At 72.7% G+C, this 18,968-nt stretch carries 18 protein-coding genes; 14 read left to right on the forward strand and 4 right to left on the reverse strand.

What is annotated here, in order from left to right; genetic code table 11:
- Positions 1 to 47: 47 nt before the first annotated feature.
- The 3 genes from HHX40_RS06675 to HHX40_RS06685 form a co-directional block, all read right to left on the reverse strand.
- Positions 48 to 518, reverse strand: a complete 471-nt coding sequence (locus HHX40_RS06675; RefSeq protein WP_182879799.1) for an Rv3235 family protein — start codon at positions 516 to 518, stop codon at positions 48 to 50.
- A gap of 263 nt (positions 519 to 781) precedes the next feature.
- Positions 782 to 2,116 carry a PTS transporter subunit EIIC gene (locus HHX40_RS06680; protein ID WP_182879800.1) on the reverse strand — a complete coding sequence of 445 codons (1,335 nt, stop codon included), beginning with the start codon at positions 2,114 to 2,116 and terminating at the stop codon, positions 782 to 784.
- A gap of 186 nt (positions 2,117 to 2,302) precedes the next feature.
- The gene (locus HHX40_RS06685) at positions 2,303 to 3,043 is read right to left on the reverse strand and encodes a GntR family transcriptional regulator (protein ID WP_182879801.1); all 741 of its coding nucleotides are present in this window, start codon (positions 3,041 to 3,043) and stop codon (positions 2,303 to 2,305) included.
- 153 nt (positions 3,044 to 3,196) lie between these two features.
- Between HHX40_RS06685 and HHX40_RS06690 the strand changes: the two genes are divergently transcribed.
- From HHX40_RS06690 to HHX40_RS06745, 12 genes are all read left to right on the forward strand, one after another.
- A complete protein-coding gene (locus HHX40_RS06690) occupies positions 3,197 to 4,231 on the forward strand; it encodes an SIS domain-containing protein (protein WP_117410362.1) in 1,035 nt (344 codons plus the stop codon).
- Between the two features lie 33 nt (positions 4,232 to 4,264).
- Positions 4,265 to 4,501 carry a glucose PTS transporter subunit EIIB gene (locus HHX40_RS06695; protein WP_182879802.1) on the forward strand — a complete coding sequence of 79 codons (237 nt, stop codon included), beginning with the start codon at positions 4,265 to 4,267 and terminating at the stop codon, positions 4,499 to 4,501.
- Between the two features lie 103 nt (positions 4,502 to 4,604).
- The gene (locus tag HHX40_RS06700; protein WP_182879803.1) at positions 4,605 to 5,051 is read left to right on the forward strand and encodes a PTS sugar transporter subunit IIA; all 447 of its coding nucleotides are present in this window, start codon (positions 4,605 to 4,607) and stop codon (positions 5,049 to 5,051) included.
- A gap of 7 nt (positions 5,052 to 5,058) precedes the next feature.
- Complete coding sequence (locus HHX40_RS06705; RefSeq protein ID WP_182876931.1) at positions 5,059 to 5,694, forward strand: HAD family hydrolase; 636 nt, start codon at positions 5,059 to 5,061, stop codon at positions 5,692 to 5,694.
- 26 nt (positions 5,695 to 5,720) lie between these two features.
- A complete protein-coding gene (locus HHX40_RS06710) occupies positions 5,721 to 5,978 on the forward strand; it encodes an HPr family phosphocarrier protein (RefSeq protein WP_117410359.1) in 258 nt (85 codons plus the stop codon).
- A 184-nt stretch (positions 5,979 to 6,162) separates the two neighbouring features.
- Complete coding sequence (gene ptsP, locus HHX40_RS06715; RefSeq protein ID WP_182879964.1) at positions 6,163 to 7,854, forward strand: phosphoenolpyruvate--protein phosphotransferase; 1,692 nt, start codon at positions 6,163 to 6,165, stop codon at positions 7,852 to 7,854.
- A gap of 97 nt (positions 7,855 to 7,951) precedes the next feature.
- Positions 7,952 to 9,298 (forward strand): glycoside hydrolase family 3 protein, encoded by a 1,347-nt coding sequence (locus HHX40_RS06720; protein ID WP_310737969.1) that lies wholly within the window; start codon positions 7,952 to 7,954, stop codon positions 9,296 to 9,298.
- Between the two features lie 118 nt (positions 9,299 to 9,416).
- Entirely contained in the window at positions 9,417 to 10,100 is a 684-nt protein-coding gene (locus tag HHX40_RS06725; RefSeq protein ID WP_111699366.1) for an HAD family hydrolase, read from the forward strand.
- Between the two features lie 61 nt (positions 10,101 to 10,161).
- Positions 10,162 to 10,671 (forward strand): DUF6912 family protein, encoded by a 510-nt coding sequence (locus HHX40_RS06730; RefSeq protein ID WP_182879804.1) that lies wholly within the window; start codon positions 10,162 to 10,164, stop codon positions 10,669 to 10,671.
- A 50-nt stretch (positions 10,672 to 10,721) separates the two neighbouring features.
- Positions 10,722 to 11,354, forward strand: coding sequence for an HAD family hydrolase (locus tag HHX40_RS06735; protein WP_111699368.1), 633 nt, complete (start codon positions 10,722 to 10,724; stop codon positions 11,352 to 11,354).
- Positions 11,355 to 11,484: 130 nt separating this feature from the next.
- Positions 11,485 to 12,294 carry an HAD family hydrolase gene (locus HHX40_RS06740; protein WP_182879805.1) on the forward strand — a complete coding sequence of 270 codons (810 nt, stop codon included), beginning with the start codon at positions 11,485 to 11,487 and terminating at the stop codon, positions 12,292 to 12,294.
- A 146-nt stretch (positions 12,295 to 12,440) separates the two neighbouring features.
- Positions 12,441 to 15,359, forward strand: coding sequence for a DUF11 domain-containing protein (locus tag HHX40_RS06745; protein ID WP_182879806.1), 2,919 nt, complete (start codon positions 12,441 to 12,443; stop codon positions 15,357 to 15,359).
- Between the two features lie 99 nt (positions 15,360 to 15,458).
- On the opposite strand, the gene HHX40_RS06750 is transcribed toward HHX40_RS06745, so the two are convergent.
- Positions 15,459 to 17,024 carry a penicillin-binding transpeptidase domain-containing protein gene (locus tag HHX40_RS06750; protein WP_182879807.1) on the reverse strand — a complete coding sequence of 522 codons (1,566 nt, stop codon included), beginning with the start codon at positions 17,022 to 17,024 and terminating at the stop codon, positions 15,459 to 15,461.
- 108 nt (positions 17,025 to 17,132) lie between these two features.
- Here HHX40_RS06750 and HHX40_RS06755 point away from each other — a divergent pair, with 108 nt between their 5' ends.
- Entirely contained in the window at positions 17,133 to 18,080 is a 948-nt protein-coding gene (locus tag HHX40_RS06755; RefSeq protein WP_182879808.1) for a LysR family transcriptional regulator, read from the forward strand.
- Entirely contained in the window at positions 18,077 to 18,964 is an 888-nt protein-coding gene (locus tag HHX40_RS06760) for a serine hydrolase (protein WP_310737971.1), read from the forward strand. The genes HHX40_RS06755 and HHX40_RS06760 overlap by 4 nt, the downstream gene beginning before the upstream one ends.
- Positions 18,965 to 18,968: the final 4 nt, after the last annotated feature.

Genomic DNA, 18,968 nt, shown 5'->3' on the forward strand with positions numbered 1-18,968 from the left:
CGGCGGGGTCCTCCCATGACCGGGCGTCGGGGCCGGGGGCAGGGGGGTCAGGCGGTCTCGAAGTCGGTGACCAGCCACTGCATGCCCTGCCGCTCCAGCCGCACGGCGAGCACGCGGCTGCGCGGCCCGCAGTTGACCAGCAGGCACATCTCGATGACCCCCTCCAGAGGCCGTTGCACGTGCGGGAGACCGGTCAGCGGCGGCCGCTCGGTGTCGATCATCTTTCCCGCCCGGACCAGCTCGCGGTAGGCCCGCTCGGTGAGCCGGCCGGCCACCGTCTCCGGCGGCCTGCGGCCCGCCAGGATCTCCGCCAGCGCCTGGCCGAGCCCGCGCAGGCGGCGCTCGTCGGTGAGGGAGCCCCCCGGCCGCCCGTACGGGTAGGACACGGGCGGCGCCGGGAGGGTCGCCGGGGCGAGGGCGAGCGCGCCGTAGGTGACCGGGCCGCCGTCCCGCTCGTCGTACGGAGGATCGGCCGGGGGGACGGACGCGAGCCGTGGCAGGGGGACGGGCTTGGGCATCGGGACTCCGCTCTCGCGCGCCGGGTTCTGACGCCTAATAGAGATTTCGGTCATCCCGCCTGATACCGGGGTCGCCAACTTTGCCGAGAGTCGCCGCCGTGTGCTGCCATTCGTCCAGGAAGATCCGGCCGAGCTGGGGGAACATCCCCTGTTACCGGAACATGACGGAGAACATTGAGGTCATCCGGAATCCGTGGAGAACGCGACAGGGGCGCCCGGGATCACCGGGCGCCCCTGCTTCCCCGCGAGGGGGACGTGACGCGTCAGGCGCGGGCGCGCGCCGTCTCGGCGCTCTCCCCGGAGTCCACATCGGGCTCGGGTTCCCGGCCGGGCGTCATGATGTTCAGCTTCTTGATGAGGAAGCTGAAGATCACGTAGTAGAGGACGAAGTAGACGACGCCGATCAGCATGATCAGCAAGAAGTTGTGCGTGTTGTCCTTGGACGCGTTGAGGCCGGCGTCGATCAAGCCCGCGGAGAACCCGAAGCCGAGGCGTCCGTCCAGGAACGCGACCAGGGCCATCGAGACGCCGGTGAGCAGCGCGTGCACCGCGAACAGCACCGGCGCCACGAAGATGAACGCGAACTCGATCGGCTCGGTGATGCCGGTGACGAAGGAGATCAGCGCCGAGGAGATCATGATGCCGCCGACGGTGGCGCGGCGGTGCGGCGGGGCGGCCCGCCACATCGCGATGGCGGCGGCCGGCAGGCCGAACATCATGACCGGGAAGAAGCCCGCCATGAACGCGCCGGCGCCGTCCTGCCCGGCGAAGTAGCAGTTCAGGTCGCCGGCGGCGTGGGTGGCCCCGACGGTGCACTCCGGCACGGTGAACCAGACGATCGAGTTGACGAAGTGGTGCAGGCCGAAGGGGATGAGGCCGCGGTTGACGACGCCGTAGATGCCCGCGCCGAGCGTGGAGTGGGTCGCCAGCCAGTCGCCGAAGTTGGTCAGGCCCTGCCCGATCGGCGGCCAGAGCAAGCCGAAGACGACGCCGAGGACGAGCCCGGCCAGCGCGGTGAGGATCGGCACGAAGCGGCGGCCGCCGAAGAAGGCCAGGTAGGCGGGCAGCTTCGTGCGGTAGTACCGCTGCCACAGGATGGCCGTGACGAGGCCCATGAGGATGCCGCCGAGCACTCCGGTCGGGTTGGCCGACGCCAGGTTGAGCGCCTCGGCGGGCTTGCCGTCCGCCCCCAGGACGGACTGCGCCACCTTCTTGTGCACCGCCGCGTCCGCGGCGGCGTCGAAGAACATCAGGTGGGTGACCCGGTCCCAGACGAGGTAGCCGACCACGGCCGCCAGGGCGGTCGAGCCGTCGGCCCGCCGGGCGAAGCCGACCGCGACACCCACCGCGAACAGCAGCGGCAGCGCGTCGAAGAGGGCGCCGCCCGCGCCGCCGATGACCTGTGCGATCTTGTCCAGGGTCGCGTTGTCCGTACGGCCGAGCAGGTCGTCCTGGCCGATCCGGAGGAGGAGCGCCGCGGCGGGCAGCGCCGCGATCGGAAGCATCAGGGAGCGGCCGATGCGGGAGAGTGCGGTCATCACCGCGTTCTGGCCCGAGGGTGCGGCCGGCAGGCCCGCGTCGGCGGAGGTGGAACTCATGGGCTGTTCCTCCAGGATGGGGGTAGCTGGTGCCCCTCCCGCCAATCTTTGCCCGTCGCGTCGCCCAGAGCGGCACCTCGCTGCGTTGTCGTCGTCGCTCGTAGCTCCGCTACGAGCTCCTCCTCCGCCTTGCGATGCACCACTCTGGACACCGCTCCTTTCGGGCAAATCTTGGCGGTCACGGCACTAGAGGCGTCTGGCCGGGGCTCCGAGGAGCGTCCGGAGTTGGTAGCGGTCGGCTCGGTAGGTCGAGACGCCGAGTTCGGCGCAGACCCCGCCGGCGAAGGACCGGCGCTGCAGCAGCAGCACGGCCCCGCCCCGGGGCAGTTTGAGCAGGTCGGCGTCGCTCGGATCGGCGACGCCGCCGTCGATGGTCAGCTCCCCGGCGTCCATCACGAGCGCGTAGCGCGACTCGAGCAGGGCGTACAGGGATCGTCCGGTCAGGTCGAACTCATCGAGTCCGGGCGCGAGCTTGACCGGGATGTGGGCCCGTTCGATGCTCAGCGGTTCCCCGTCCGCCGTACGCAGCCGCTCGATGAAGTGGACGGCGTCGCCCGGCTGGATGCCGAGCTGCCGCGCGAGGTGGGCACTGGCCCGGACCACCCGCCGGTCCAGGTCGCGGGAGCCCGGCTCCATGCCGCGCGCCCGCATGTCGTCGGTGAAGGAGGTGAGCTGGAGGGCCAGCTCGATCTTCGGCCGCGCCACGAACGTGCCCTTGCCCGGCACACGGTGCAGCCGCCCCTCGGACACCAGGTGGTCGACGGCCTGCCGTACCGTCATACGAGACAGGTCGAAGCGCTGGCTCAGGTCGCGTTCGGAGGGGATCGCCGCGCCGATCGGCAGCTCGTTGTTCTCGATGAGGTCGAGCAGGATCTCCCGTAGCTGGAAATACTTCGGCACCGGGCTGTCCGGATCGATCTCGGCCACTGATCCCTCCCCTCTCGCTCCGGATCGTGTGGATAAGTTAAGGTTCTTACTGGTCTAGTCCGGACTAGACCACAGCCGGGAAATATGTGTCAATGTATGGGCCGGCGACGGATCCATAACAGACAAATCTCGCCAAGCAGGGGATGATCACTGATGACGACCAGAATGCGCGGTGAGATCGCCGAGCAGCCCGCGGCGATCCGGGCGACGCTGGACGCCCTGCTCCCGCGGACCGGCGAGGTCGAGGCCGTCGCCCGCGGCACCCGGCACCTGCTCTTCGTCGCCCGCGGGACCTCGGACAACGCGGCGGTGTACGGCCGCTACCTGATCGAGGCGCGGACGGGCCGGATGGCCGCGCTGGGCGCCCCCTCGATCGCCACCACCTACCGCCGGAGACTCGACCTCGACGGCGTGCTGGCCGTGGGCCTGTCCCAGTCCGGCCGTACGGAGGAGATCGTCGAGACCCTCCAGTGGGCGAAGGACTGCGGCGCGCGGACCGTCGCCGTCACCAACGGCGGCGAGGACTCGCCGCTGGCCCAGGCGGCCGACCTCGCGCTGTGCACGCTCGCCGGCGAGGAGAAGGCCGTCCCGGCCACGAAGACCTACACGACCCAGCTCGCCGCGCTGGCCGTGCTCGCCATCGGCCTCGGCGCCGACGTCGACCCCGACGACCTGCGCCGGGTGCCGGACGCCGTGGAGAAGCTCGTCTCCGACCCCGGCGACCTAGACGCCGTGGTCGAGGGCCTGGCCGACAAGCCCGGCGTCGTCGTCTCCGGCCGCGGCCTGGCGTTCTCGACCGCCCTGGAGCTCGCGCTCAAGCTCAAGGAGGCGTGCTACCTGCACGCGATGGGCCTCTCGTACGCCGACCTGCTGCACGGCCCGATCGCGGTCGTGGACGCCGACACCCCGGCGATCCTGGTCGCGTCCGGACAGGGCCCCACACTCGCGGGCACCGTCGCGCTGGCCGAGCGGGTCACGGGCGCGGGCGCCGCCGCGTACGGCGTCGGGGGCGGCGAGCGGCTCGCCGCGGCCTCGACCGCCGCGCTGAACGGTCCGGACCTGCCCGAGTGGGTGGCGCCGTTGGGACTCATCGTCCCGGGGCAGTTGCTCACCGAGGCGCTCGCGCGCAGGCTCGGTATCGACCCCGATTCCCCCCGCGGTCTGAAGAAGGTCACCCAGACCGACTGAACGACGGACCGACCGAATACCAGGAGGACCCCCATGGCTGCAGACGCCGCGGCGATCATCGCCGGGCTCGGTGGCGCCGACAACATCATCGAGGTGGAGCCGTGCATCACGCGGCTGCGCACCGAGGTGCACGACGCGTCGAAGGTGAACCAGGCCGCGCTCAAGGCGGCCGGTGCCCACGGAGTGATGGCCGCGGGCAACGTCGTTCAGGTCGTGGTGGGCCCCGAGGCCGACACCATCGCCAGCGACATCGAGGACATCATCGGCTGAACCGGCAGGTCACGACGGGCCCGCCGGTCCCTCGCCCGTCCCTCACGGGTCTCCGGCGGCCCCTGCGTGACGCCTGCCCGGAACCTCAGGGAAGGGCGCTTCATTGACGACTGTTCTCGCCCCTGTCGCGGGGGCGGCCATCGGGCTGTCCGCCGTGCCCGATCCGGTGTTCTCCCAGGCGATGGTCGGCCCCGGCACCGCGATCGACCCCCGCAGGGAGCCCGTCGAGGCCCTGGCCCCGATCGACGGCACGATCGTGAAACTGCACCCCCACGCGTACGTCGTCGTGGGCGACGACGGCAGGGGCGTGCTGGTGCATCTCGGCATCGACACCGTCCAGCTCAAGGGGGAGGGCTTCCGCCTGCTCGCCGCCGAGGGCGACCGCGTACGGGCCGGTCAGCCGGTGGTGGCCTGGGACCCCGCGGTCGTGGAGGCGGGCGGCCGGTCACCGGTCTGCCCGGTGGTGGCGCTCGACGCGGTGCGGGACGCGGTCGGCGGGATCGCCGAGGGCAGCGTGAACGCGGGCGACGCGCTGTTCGAGTGGGCGTGAGGCCGTCGTGAAGGCCGCGCTCTTCGATCTCGACGGCACTTTGATCAACACCGAGATTCGCAGCCGGGCCCTGTGGCGGATGCTCCTGGACAGCCACGGGATCGCCCACGACGAGACGCTGCTGCGGCGCTTCATGGGCCGCCGCGGCTCCGACGTCATCCCCGAGGTGTTCCCCGACATGGACGCGCGGGCGCTGATGGACGAGATCTCCTCCTACTACGGCCATCCGGACCTGCCCGGCATCGTGCCCGTGCCGGGGGCGGCCGACCTGGTCCTGCGGGTCGCCGGGCACGGGTCGCCGCTCGCGCTGGTGACCTCGGCGGATCGGGACTGGGCGGTGGAACGGCTGACCGAGATCGGGGTCCTGGAGGTGGTCCGGACCATCGTGTCCGCCGAGGACGTGACCGTGGGCAAGCCCGATCCGTCCGGCTATCTTCTGGCCGCGGACCTCCTCGGGGTGGACCCCGCCGCGTGCGTGGTGTTCGAGGACTCGCTCGCGGGTATCGAGGCGGCCCAGGCGGCGGGTATGACCTGCGTCGCGGTGGCCACCACGCATCACCCGGATGAACTGTCGCATGCTGATCTGGTAATCCCAGACATGTCGGGTATTGACTGGCCTTTGACGGAACCACCCGCGGTCTAGACCACCGCGCGGAGTGAGGAGAAAACGTGGCCGAGCGCAGAGTCAGTGTCACGTCGGAGGTCGGGCTGCACGCCCGCCCGGCGGCGACGTTCGTGCAGACCGCGGCGAAGGCGTCGTTCGACGTCACCATCGCCAAGGCGGGCGGCGCGCCGGTGAGCGCGAAGAGCATCCTGTCGGTGCTGGCGCTCGACGTACGGCAGGGGGAGTCGATCGTCATCAGCGCGGAGGGCGAGGGGGCCGACGCGCTGCTCGACGAACTCGCCCAGATCGCCGCGGCCCCCTGACGCCGGCGGACGCGCGGTGAGCACACGGCGGACGCCGTCGGGCGGCGAGGCGACGGGCCCGGGGCCGCTCAGGGGAGCGGGCGACAGGGCGACCGGCTCGGGAGCGGGGGACGGGGTGACCGGTCCGGCGGCCCTCACAGGGGGCGGGGAGACGGGCCGGGAGGCGCCCGGCAGGGGAGGGACGGTGACCGGCCCGGGGTCGCTCACCGGCACGGCGGTCAGCCCCGGCGCCGGATACGGCCCGGCCCACGTGCTGGCGGGGGAGATCCCCGAGCCGGACAAGGAGTCGCGCCACGGCGGCGACGCCGCCGCCGAGCGGGCCCGCGCCGAGCGGGCGGTCGAGGAGGTGGCCGCCGACCTCGAGGCGCGCGGCGCCAGGGCGGGCGGGGAGGCCCAGGAGGTGCTCGGCGCGCAGGCGCTGATGGCCCGCGATCCCAGCCTGGCGGCGGAGGTGGGCGCGCTGATCGACCGGGGCGTGGCCGCCCCGCGCGCCGTCTTCGACGCCTTCGGCAAGTACCGCGACCTGCTCGCCGCGGCCGGAGGCTACCTCGCCGAGCGGGTGACCGACCTCGACGACATCCGCGACCGGACCATCGCCGTGCTCACCGGCCTGCCCATGCCCGGCGTGCCGGCGAGCGCCGCCGAGCCGTTCGTGCTCGTCGCCAGGGACCTCGCCCCGGCCGACACCGCGCTGCTGTCGAAGGACGTGGTCGCCGCGTTCGTCACCGAGCAGGGCGGGCCGACCAGCCACACCGCGATCCTCGCCCGCGCGATGGGCGTGCCCGCCGTCGTCGGCTGCGCGGGCGCCACCGCGATCGCCCCCGGCACCCCCGTGCTGGTGGACGGCGGCTCGGGTGAGGTGCTGCTCGCCCCCGGCCCGGACCGGGTCGCGGCGGCCCGCCGGGCCGTCGAGGCGCGGCGCGCGGCGCTGTCGGCGGCCGACGGCCCCGGCGCGACCGCCGACGGCCACCCCGTGCCGCTGCTCGCCAACATCGGCGGCCCGCGCGACCTGCCCGGCGCTCTCGAACACGGCGCCGAGGGCGTCGGTCTCTACCGCACCGAGTTCCTCTTCCTCGACCGCGCGTCGGCGCCGTCCGCGAACGAGCAGGAGGAGGCCTACCGCGCGGTGTTCGAGGCGTTCCCCCGCGGCCGGGTGGTGGTGCGCACGCTCGACTCCGGGGCCGACAAGCCGCTCGCGTTCCTGCCGCCGCCGGAGGAGGAGCCGAACCCGGCGCTCGGGGAACGCGGCCTGCGCATGTTCCGCCGCTACCCCGAGATCATGGCCGCCCAGCTCGGCGCGCTGGCCGCCGCCGCGGCGGGCACGTCCGCCAAGGTCCAGGTCATGGCGCCGATGGTGGCCACGGCCGAGGAGGCCGAGTGGTTCGCCGAGGCCTGCCGTACGGCGGGGCTGGACAGCGCGGGAATCATGATCGAGGTGCCGTCGGCGGCGCTGCGCGCGACGGACCTCATCCGGGCCGCCGACTTCTTCTCGATCGGCACCAACGACCTCACGCAGTACGCGCTCGCGGCCGACCGCCAGGTCAGCGCCGTCGCCGGGCTGCAGGACCCGTGGCATCCGGCGGTGCTCGACCTGATCGCCATGGCCGCCTCGGCCGCCTCCGAGGCGGGCAAGGGGTGCGGGGTCTGCGGCGAGGCGGCGGCCGATCCGGTGCTCGCCTGCGTGCTCGTCGGCATGGGGGTGACGTCGCTGTCGATGGGCGCTCCCGCGCTCCCGTGGGTGCGTGCGGCACTGGCCCGGCACACACTCGGCGAGTGCCGTTCCGCCGCCGCCGCGGCCCGGTCCGCCACCTCCGCGCGGGACGCCAAGGCCGCCGCCCGTGCGGTGCTGCCCGGCCTGGAGGACCTCGGGCTCTGATCCGTACGGCGTGGGCGGCGGGCGCCTCGTCCCGCCGCCCATACCGGTCCGCGAGCCGGTGGGTGAGCAGGCCGGAGGTGCGGTTACGGTAAAAGGCGTGCCAGGACTCAGACAAGGCGGGGTCATGCTCGCCGCCCTCCTCGTGGCCGGATGCTCGTCCGGAACCGGCGCCGTGGGCGCGCAGGCCTCGCGGGGCGCGGCCGCGCCGGTGTCCGCGTCCGCGGCGGCATCCTCCGCCGCCTCTGTCGCCGCCACCCCGGCCGCGTCGTCGTCGGAGGCGTCGGCGGAGGGGGCGTCGAAGGGGTTGGCCGAGCGGACGCTCGCCTCGATGAACCTGCGGGACAAGGTCGCGCAGCTGTTCACCGTCGTGGTGTGGGGCCCGAAGGCCGGAGGGCCGAGCAAGGAGAACCAGGCGCGGTACGGCGTGGCGACGCCGGCGGAGGTCGTGGAGAAGTTCCGGCCCGGCGGGGTGATCCTGTTCGACTGGGCGGGCAACGTGTCGGGGGCCGGGCAGGTGGCGGCGCTCACGACCGGCCTGCGCGAGGCGGCCCGCGAGGACGGCGGCGCGCCGCTCATGATCGGCGTGGACCAGGAGAACGGCATCGTCTCCCGGCTCCGCGCCCTGGTCACCAAGCTTCCCGGCGCGGCGCAGATCGGCGCGACCGGCCAGACCGCCAACGCGCGGGACGTCGCCCGGGTCACCGGTGAGGAACTCCGCGCCCTCGGCATCTCCCTCGACTTCGCCCCGGTCGCCGACGTCAACGTCAACCCCCGCAACCCGGTCATCGGGCCGCGCGCCTACGGCTCGGACCCGAAGAAGGTGGCGCCGATGGTCGGCGCGGCCGTCGACGGCTTCCACGCGGCGAAGGTGGCCTCCGTCGCCAAGCACTTCCCCGGCCACGGCGACACCTCCGTCGACAGCCACACCGGCCTCCCGGTCATCAAGCACACGATGTCCAAGTGGCGGACGCTGGACGCGCCGCCGTTCCGCACGGCCATCGCCCACGGCGTGGACGTCGTCATGTCGGCGCACGTGGTGATGCCGCAGCTGGACCCCTCGGGCGACCCGGCGACGCTGTCGCACCGCATCCTCACCGGCCTGCTCCGCGACGAACTCGGCTTCGGCGGCGTGATCAGCACGGACGCGCTGGACATGGCCGGGGTGCGCAAGAAGTACGGCGACAGCGAGGTGGTCGTGCGGGCGGTCCTCGCCGGGGCCGACATGCTCCTCATGCCGCCGAACCTCCCGAAGGCGTACGACGCCATCCTCAAGGCGGTCAGGTCGGGGCGGATCTCCGAAAGCAGGATCGACGAGTCGGTGCTGCGGATCCTGCGGCTGAAGGAGAGGCGCGGCCTCTTCGGGCCGATCCGCACCGACCCCGGCGCGTTGCGGTCCCCCGAGCACCTCAAGGTCGCCGCGCGCGTCTTCGCCCAGTCCCGCTGAGCCCTGCCGCCTGATCCCTGCCCGCCTGTGCCCCTGGCCGCCTGGTCCCGCGTGGGCTTGGGCGGGGCGGTCGCCGGGGGAGACCTATATTTGAGAGGCACGTCGGCTGGGAGGCGCGGTGCTCAAGGGTGTGCTGATCGACTGGGGCGGGGTTCTGACGACGAGCCTGACCGAGTCCATCGTGGAGTGGATCGAGGCCGACCGGATCGACCCCCGGCACTACCGGGAGGTCATGCGCGCGCTGGTCACCCAGGCCTACCAGGCCGGTGTCCAGTCAGGCGGAGAGAACCCGATCCACGCGCTGGAGCGCGGCGAGATCCCCATCTTCGACTTCGAGCGCGAGCTGGCCGCCCGCCTGGTCACCCTCGACGGCGGCCCGCCCGAGGCCGACGGCCTGCTGACCCGGATGTTCGCCGGGTTCCGGCCGGTCGAGGAGATGAACGAGATGCTGCGCCTGGCCCGCGTCGCGGGGCTGAGCACCTGCCTGGTGTCGAACTCGTGGGGCGACCACTACACGCGCGAGGGCTGGGAGGCCATCTTCGACGCGGTCGTCATCTCCGGCGAGGTCGGCATGCGCAAGCCGGAGGAGCGCATCTTCCACCACGCGCTCGGCCTGCTCGCGCTGGAGGCGGGGCAGTGTGTGTTCGTCGACGACATCGAGGCGAACATCACGGCGGCGCGGGCCCTCGGGCTGGTCGGCGTCCACCACACCGATCCCACGGCGACCATCGCCGAGATGGAGCGCCTGTTCGGCGTGCCGCTGCGCGCGGCACGCTCCGCGGAGCAGCCGCCCGGTCTGTAGATTCAGCCGCAGGGACGGGCCGGGGGTGTCCCGGCCGCACCGATATCGAGTCGAGGAACGCATGCGCGTGTATCTGCCGTCCACGCTGCCCGCGCTGGCGCGCGTCGTCGCCGCCGGTGAGCTGGGTCCGGCTCCGCTGACCGGCTTCGCGGTCACCCCCGCGTTGATCGAGTGGTACGCCTCGGGGGACACCGAGGAACTGGAGTACGTCGCGCTCACCGAGGCCGCCCGTGCCTCGCTGCGCCTGCTGGCCGCCGGCCCGGCGGCCGATGACGGAGAGGGCGCCGCACGGCGGGTGGTCCTCGCGGCCGAGGTGCCGGACGAGACCGTGAAGGTCGGGGCCGCCCTGGAGGAACGCGCCCGCGTCCGGGTGGTCGAGCCGGTCCCGCTGAAGCTGCTCGCCGCGGTGCACGTGGACGACCCGGCCGCGGTGCCGGACGTCGAGGCGGCGATCGCGGCGCTGCCCGCCGCCGACGGCGGGGACGACGACGCGCGGTTCGTCGTCGACGGAGTGGAGGACCACGAGCTGCTCTGGTACGCCACACAGGAGATCCCCGATCTGCTGAGCTGACCGGCGGCGTTCACGATTTCGTCACAGGCGCCGTCTAAGCTTGAGACGAGATGACACACATTGTTTGGGACTGGAACGGGACGCTCTTCCACGACGTCGACGCCGTCATCGGCGCGACCAACGAGCTCTTCCAGTCGTACGGCCTCGGTCCGTACGACGTGGAGGGCTTCCGCGAGGTCTACACCCGCCCGATCTGGGTGGCGTACGAGCGGATGCTCGGCCGGCCGCTGCGCGAGGGCGAGTGGGAGCTGCTCGACACGGGTTTCCACGAGCACTACCACCGGCTGATGGAGGTCTGCAATCTCGCCGAGGGCGCGCTGTCGAGCCTGCGCGCCTGGGACGAGTCGGGCCGCACGCAGTCGCTGCTGTCCATGTGGGGCCACGAGCGGCTGGTCCGGAAGGTCGGCGAGTTCGGCATCGACGGTCACTTCCGGCGGGTCGACGGGCTGCGCTCCGCGTCCGGGGGTCACAAGGCCGAGCACATGGTCGAGCACCTGCGCGCGCTGGGCATCGACTCGGCGAAGGTCGTCGTCATCGGCGACAGCGTGGACGACGCCCACGCCGCCCTGCACGTCGGCGCCCGCGCGGTCCTCTACACGGGCGGCATGACGCGGCGGTCCGACCTGGAGGGCGTCGGCGTCCCGGTGGTGGACTCGCTGGCCGACGCCCTCGACTTCGTCTGACGGCCGCCCGGGCTCACGCGTCCCGGCGGGCCTGGCGTTCCTCCACGTCGAGGAGCCGTCGAAGCCCGGCCCGCCTCCCGTCGGGCCGGTCCGGGTCGCGTACCCGCGGGCGCCGGATCGCACATTCGGTATGCCGGTGACGGCCTGCGGCATCGTCTGCCCCGCCCGTGGGCCGTACGCTGGGCACGATCCCCGACGCACCCCCCCCACGGAGGCCGCGATCAACCGCCTCGTTCTCTGGAACGTCGACCTCACGCTCGTCGACGTCGCCATCGTCACCCGCGACGCCTACGCGGCCGCCTTCCGGATGGTGACGGGACGGCCGCTGGTGAAACTCGCGCCGGCGGCGGGCCGCCCCGACTCCGAGATCGTCTTCGAGACCCTGGCCGTCAACGGCATCGCCGTCGAGGACCACCACCTGCCGAGGTTCCTCGACGCGCTGGCCGTCTGCTTCGCCGAACGGCGTGACCGTCTGACCAGGGAGGGGCGTGCGATGCCCGGGGCGCGGGACGCGCTCAAGGCCGTCTCCCGTCTCGACGGCGTCGTGCAGTCGGTGCTCACCGGGACCGTCAAGAGCAACGCCGTCCACAAGCTCAAGGCCTTCGGCCTGGACAAGTGGATCGACTTCGAGGTGGGCGGGTACGGCGAGGAGGTCTACCCGAAGGCCACCCTGCTGCAGGTCGCTCAGGGCCGGGCCAGGGAACGGCACGGCGCCGCCTTCACCGCGGGCAACACCGTGCTCGTCGGCGACTCCGCCCGCGACGTCCAGGCGGCGCGGATCGGCGGCGCGGCGATGATCGCCGTGGCCTCGGGCCGGTCCACCCCGGCCGAGCTGCACGAGGCGGGCGCCGACATCGTGCTGCCCGACCTCGCCAACTCCTCCGAGGTCGTCGCGGCCGTCGCCCGCCTGACCACCCCGGCCGGCCGTACGGGCCGCTGAGACGTCGACCTGTGCCGGTGCCCCGACACGACCCTGTCTCGGCGGAATGTTGGTGATCCGCGGAGTTAGGTGAGTATACGGATACTCTTGGCAGGCCTGATCACGCGATCGATCCTGAGCGCAAATCTCCTACGCAAGGATTCGCGATGATCAGTCGAATCTCAGCCGTCGCGGTGCTTCTCCTCGGGATGCTCGCGATGAACCTTGCCGGTGGAACCGCCCAAGCCGCCGGTACGCGCCCCTTCTCCGTCACCATCACCCATGTGGAGTGCGTGGACGACTGTGACGAGGAAGGGCTGGAGGCCGCGCTGGAAGGCCACGCCGATTTCTACGCCAAAGTGTGGATAAACGGGGTAAAACAGCCACCGGGTAGCAGCGACGACGACCCGTCCACCCCCATCATCGACAACAACGGAAGCATCGACCCGTTCTGGGTGGTGTCGACGCAGGTTCCCGACAGCGTGGTGAACGTGCCGGTCACCATCCAGATCTGGGACAGGGACGACAGCTCCGGCGACGACCTCGGCGACGCGAGCCCGCGCGACGACGACAACAACCTCGACTTCAGGGTCAGTTACTACAACGGCAAGTGGATCGACCACACCGGCCAGGAAGACCAGGTCAACTGGCCCCAGTCGTGTTCGACGGGGGACGGCGGAGACGACGACGAACCCCGCGTCAAGGTGTGCTTCGACGTCAGCACCGAGTCGACCAGCGGCGACTCCGACGGCGACTTCCTGCTCGACGGATGGGAGCGCAACGGCTACAACGCGGACGGCGACGGCACCGTGGACGTCGACCTCCCCGGCATGGGCGCCGACCCGCTGCGGAAGGACCTGTTCCTGGAGGTCGACTGCCTGGCCGCCGCCGACCACGACCACTGCCCGGCTCAGGGGGCGGTCCAATCGGTCGTCCAGGCGTTCGCCGACGCTCCCGTGGACAACGCCGACGGCACCAAGGGGCTCCAACTGCACGTCGACGTCGGCAACATGTTCCGCCAGGCCCCGGGAACCGCCACCACGGTGCCGCGTGCAGGGGCGGCGGCACCGGTGGGCACCTTCGGCAACTACGGAGGCGGCGGCGACCGGATCGCGGAGGCCGGCAACACGGTGGTCGACTGGGACGGAGCCGCCGGCAGGCCGGCGACGAACTTCTTCACCCTGAAGAACATGAACAAGGCCCGCGACCTCCTCTTCCGCTACGCGCTGTTCGTCCACCAGACCAACTACCGGTCCGCGGCCAACGACTGCACCAGCGGCTGGGCGAAGGGCATCCCCGGCGTGAACTTCATCGTCGCCCTGGGCGGCACGAACGCGGGGGGCGGCGCCTGCTGGGGCACCGACGCCGGCGGCCGTTCGGTCGGCACGCAGAACGAGCAGGCGGGCACGCTCATGCACGAGTTCGGCCACACCCTCGGCCTGCAGCACGGCGGCGGCGACAGCGTCAACAACAAGCCCAACTACCTGAGCCTCATGAACTACACCTTCCAGGACTGCAGCGTCCCGGCGTTCCCCGGAGTGGTCCCGGGAGGCTGTGACTACTCCCGCGTCGCCCTTTCGCCGCTCAACGAGGTGCTGCCGCCCGGCCTGGACGAGTGCGCGGGAATCGGCGTCGCCGGCGCGGGCGGCAACGACTGGGACGGCGGTGGACTGTCCGGCGCGACGTGCGGGCCGCCGCTGCCGACCGCCAACGTGTCCGCGAACATCAACGGCGACTTCAACGACGCGAACGGCAACGGCACCCAGGACCCCGGCGAGGCGGCCATCCTGGGAACACTGAACGGCTCAGAGGATTGGAACAGGATCTTCTACGGGTTCCGGACCATCGACGGTTTCCCGACGGCCGGCAGGCCCACCGAGGGCGAGCCCGACCCCGACGCCGTCCGCGACAACCGCGCGTTCCTCGCCCCGCTGGTCCGGCCGGAACCGGCCGTGGACACCACCGGCCCGGCAGGCGCCAACCCCGGTGACACCGTCGGCTACGACGCGAAGGTCGCCAACACGGGCCGCGGCCCGGCGCTCTCCACCGAGCTCACCGACGTCCGACCCGACGGTACGCGCGCCGTCTTCGACATCGGCCTGCTCCCCGTCGGAGCCGGTGCGACGCGCCACGTGAGCGTGGAGGTGCCGTGCACCGCCGAGGATGGCACGGTCCTGACCAACAGGGCCTCCGCCACGGCCAAGGACATGCTCGGCAATGCCTTCTCCGGCTCCGGCACGGTCACGACCACCGTGCACGCGCCGGTGCTCGCGGTGTCGAAGACCGCCACCCCGTCGGTCAACGCGGGCGAGGCGATCACCTACCGGATCACGTACGAGAACACGGGCAGCGGCGGCGCGGACGACGTGGTCGTCACCGACGTCCTCCCCGCCGGGGTGTACTACAGCAGGGCGCTGGACACGGGAGCCGGGCCCGCGCCCGAGGTGACCCTCAACGGGGACGGCACCCGCACCCTCGTCTGGCACGTGGGCGGAGTCGCCGGCGCCTCGGGCCGCAAGACGATCGAGTACACGGCCCGGCCGAGCCTGCTCGCCGCGCCGGGGAGCACGGTCGAGAACACGGCCCGGGTGACGTTCACCAACGCCAACGGCTGCACGTACGCGCCTGTGACCGCGTCGGCCACGACGAGGATCACCCAGGTGCCCGCGACGCGCGACCCGCTGAGCCAGGGGTACTGGAAGAACCATTCGCAGCAGTGGACGGGCGAGATCCTCGCCCGTATCCAGGCGACCGACCAGCGTTTTGAGAGGGCGGACGGCTCGACCGCAGACGGCGCTCTGTCGCCGGCCGAGGTCACGGCCGTCCTGACGGCGGGCGGCCCGCAGGTGAACATCCTGCGCACCCAGCTTCTCGCCGGCTACTTCAACCTGGCCACCCGGCGCGTCAACGCCGACACGACGGTCTCCTCGGCGGCGGGCCTCCGGAACGGCGTCCACACCGTACGTGACGCGGCTCTCTTCGCCGCCGGAACGCTCGCCCTTCCCGTATCGGGCAACGGGGACCGCTACGGCGACGCGATCCGGATCCTGGACGAGATCAACAACAACAGGAGCGAGGTGTACTGAACCACCCCGGCTCGCCTGCCGGGCCGAGAGGCCGGTTCCGACGATCGGAACCGGCCTTCCGGCCGCTGCGGAGGAGGTCGACGAGCGTACGGTCGTCGCTCAGAGCGCCCTGAGGAAGCGGGCGGCGACCGGGGCGGCGACCTCCGCGCCGGTGCCGCCGCCCTCGACCACCACCGCGAAGGCCAGGTCGCCCCTGTATCCGATGAACCACGAGTGGGTGGGCGGCTCGTCGTTCGACCCCGCCTCGCCCGACCCGGCCCCGCCCGAGCCGTACTCGGCCGTGCCGGTCTTGCCCGCGGCGCCCGGCGGGAAGGAGACACCGCTCGCCGTGCCCTCGCTGACCACGGCGGGCATCAGCCTCCGCAGCGCGGACACGACCGCCGGCTCCAGCCGGCGGGGAGGAGTGGCGTCCGGGACGAGCGACGCCGGGACCAGCCGGGGCTGGCGCCAGGTGCCCGCGGCGACGGCGCCCGCGACCGCGGCCATGTTCAGCGGGCTGGCCAGGACGCGCCCCTGGCCGATGGCGGCGGACGCGAGGTCGGTCTCGTCGCGCGGCGCGGGGAAGGCGGCGTCCACGGCGGGCACACCGATCTTGATGGTGGCGCCGAACCCGAAGTCGGCGGCCACCTTGGTCAGGCGGTCCGCGCCGAGGCGGTCCACCGCCATGGCGCCGAACGTGGTGTTGCACGAATGGGCGAAGGCGTCGACGAAGCGCAGCGTGCCGTAGTCGTGGTGCTCGGCGTTGTGGAACGGGAAGCCGCCGATCGTCTTCTCGGCGGGGCACTCGACGGTCTGGCCGGGCGTGACGCCACCGGCGACCAGGGCCGAGGCCGTCACCACCTTGAAGGTGGAGCCGGGCGGATACGCGCCGAGCAGGGCGCGGTTGTAGCCGCCTGGCTTGTTCACCACCGCGAGGACCTCGCCCGTGGACGGGCGCAGCGCGACGAGCGAGGCGGGTTTGTCCACGCCGTCCAGGGCCCGCGCCCCCGCCCGGTGCACCCGCAGGTCGAGCGTGGTCCGCAGCGGCTCGCCGGGCTTCGCCCCGCCTTCGGCGAGGGTGACGACCTTCGAGCCCGTCCGCGTGTCGACGAGGTCGGCCCGCGCGGACGCGGTGCCGTCCAGGCGGGAGCCGTACCGCGCGCGGAGTGCCTCCACGAGCTGCTGCACGGAGCCCGGAGCGTCCGGCGTGTCGATCCGGGTGCCGTCCGCGGCGGTCGTCGGGGCGCGCTCGGCGGGCACCGTGGTGAGCCTGGCCCGCACGCCACCGGTCAGCCGCGGGTGGACGGCCGCCGGGGTCCAGGCCACCTTCCAGGCGCGGTCGCTCTCGACCAGCCGCAGCCTGCCGTCGTACGCGATGGGCAGCGGGCCGGTGAGCCGTGCCCGGAACCGCACGGTCTCCTCCTGGACGTCCCTCACCTGGAATCGCTGCCCGGTCAGCTTGAGGTCGTCGTGGAAGCGGCGGTAGGTGCTCTCGAAAGAGGCCGGCGGGCCGGCGGTGAGTGCGCGCATCGCCGCGTAGTCCGAGCGTGACCAGGCCGCGAGGAAGTCCCGCGCGGTCTCCTCGGGTGAGCCCTTCGTCCGCAGCGCCCAGATGGTCGCCCCCGCGGCCACCACCGGAACGAGCACCCCCGCCGTGACGTACGGCCACCGCCTTCGCTCTCTCATGCGTCCCCCTTCGAGTCGAGTGCGCGTCAAGGGCAGCAGACCGGCCGGGAGTATGTCCAATATGGATATGAACGCGCTTCATGTGCGATTTGGATATGCTCCCAGCTCGTGGACCTTGTCCGGCATCTCGGCTACTTCCTCGTCGTGACGGAAGAGCTGCACTTCGGGAACGCGGCCGCGCGGCTGGGCATGGCCCAGCCGCCGCTGAGCCAGCGCATCAGGCGTCTGGAGGAGGAGCTGGGCATGCGCCTGTTCGAGCGGTCGAGCCGCCGGGTCGCGCTGACCGAAGCGGGCCGGCTGCTGGTGCCCGAGGCCCGTGAGATCGTCGCCAGGGTGGAGCGGATGCGCGACCTGATGACCGACCTGGCGCGCGGCGACGCGGCGGTCGTGCGTGCGGGCGTGCCCGCCGACCTGGGCGCACCCGTGCTCGCCGCGCTCATCGCGGGGTTCCGCGACCGCCGCCCCGACGTACGGCTGTCGCCCGCCGAGATGGGCACGGCCGCGCAGGTCGCCGCGTTGCTGGAGGGCAGGCTCGACGTCGGGCTGCTGCGGCATCCGGTCGCCGCGGACGGGCTCGCCTACGGGCCCGTGCTCGTCCGGCACCCGGGCGTCCTGCTGGCCGAGGACGACGAGCTCACCGCCTGGGCGACCGTGCACCTCGGCGACCTGGCCGGGCGGGAGCTGGTGCTGTTCCCCCGGGACGCCGAGCCCGGCCTGTACGACGACACGCTGGCCTCCTGCCGCCGCGGCGGATTCGTTCCTGCCGCGATCACCTGCACCGACCGCGCGGAGTTCGCCCTCGGCCTGGTCCTGTCCGGCACGGCCGTCGCGTTCGGCGCCCCCGCGGAGACGCCGGGGGTGGTGTGGCGGCCGCTCGCGGGCACGCCGCTGGCCTGGCGCTGCCTCCCGGCCTGGCGGGCCGAGCCGGGGCCGTACGTGCGAGACTTCACGGCCGTGGCCGTACGGGTGCTGAAGGAGAGCGCGGGCATGGTGGACGAGGGAGCGCCGCCCACGCCCCGTGTGGCGCCGCGCCCGGCGACCGGGTTCCTCGCGTGAGCCCCGGCGTGGATCCGCTGGAGCGCGTCTTCCGCAACGCCGGCGTCACCGGATGGCTGCACGCCGTCGACGTCGACGGCGGGCGCGAGGTGGGCCTGCGGGCCGGCGAGCCGGTGGTGCTCTCGTCGGTCTTCAAATTGCCCCTGCTGGTGGAACTGCACCGCCAGGCCGAGCGCGGGCTGCTCGACCTCGCCGGGCTCGTCCGCGTGCCGGCGGAGGGCCGTACGCGCGGGGGCACCGGGCTGGCGGCGATGCTGGACGACGCCACGCTGTCGCTGCGCGACCTGGCGTACCTGATGATGACGGTGAGCGACAACGCCGCGGCCGACGTGCTGCTGGCCCGGGTGGGCCGGGAGGCGGTCAACACGCTGCTCGACGGTCTCGGGCTCACGGAGACGCGGGTGGTGCACGACTGCCGCGACATGCTGACCAGCCTGTGGGAGGACGCGGGTGTGGCGGACCAGGCCGCCCTGATGCAGGCGTGCGCGGACCCCGAGGTGGTGGCACGGCTGCGCGCGCTCCATCCGGAGCGGAGCAACCGGAGCACGCCACGCGAGATGACCCGGCTGCTGGCCATGATCTGGCGGGACGAGGCGGCGGGCGCCGCCTCCTGCGCGGCGGTCCGCCGCCTCATGGCGCTGCAGGTGTGGCCGCACCGGCTGGCCTCGGGCTTCCCGTTCGACGACGTCGCGGTGAGCGGCAAGACGGGCACGCTGCCCACGCTCCGCAACGAGGTCGGGGTGGTCGAGTATCCCGACGGCGGGCGCTACGCCGTGGCGGTCTTCACCCGGTCGCTCAGCACGGCGCAGAACCAGCCGCGGGCCGACGCCGCGATCGGGGCCGCCGCCCGCATCGCGATCGACCAGCTCAGAACCCACATATGACAGG

Source organism: Microbispora sp. H10949, from assembly GCF_014161435.1.
In the GTDB taxonomy this organism is placed as follows: Bacteria; Actinomycetota; Actinomycetes; order Streptosporangiales; family Streptosporangiaceae; genus Microbispora; species Microbispora triticiradicis.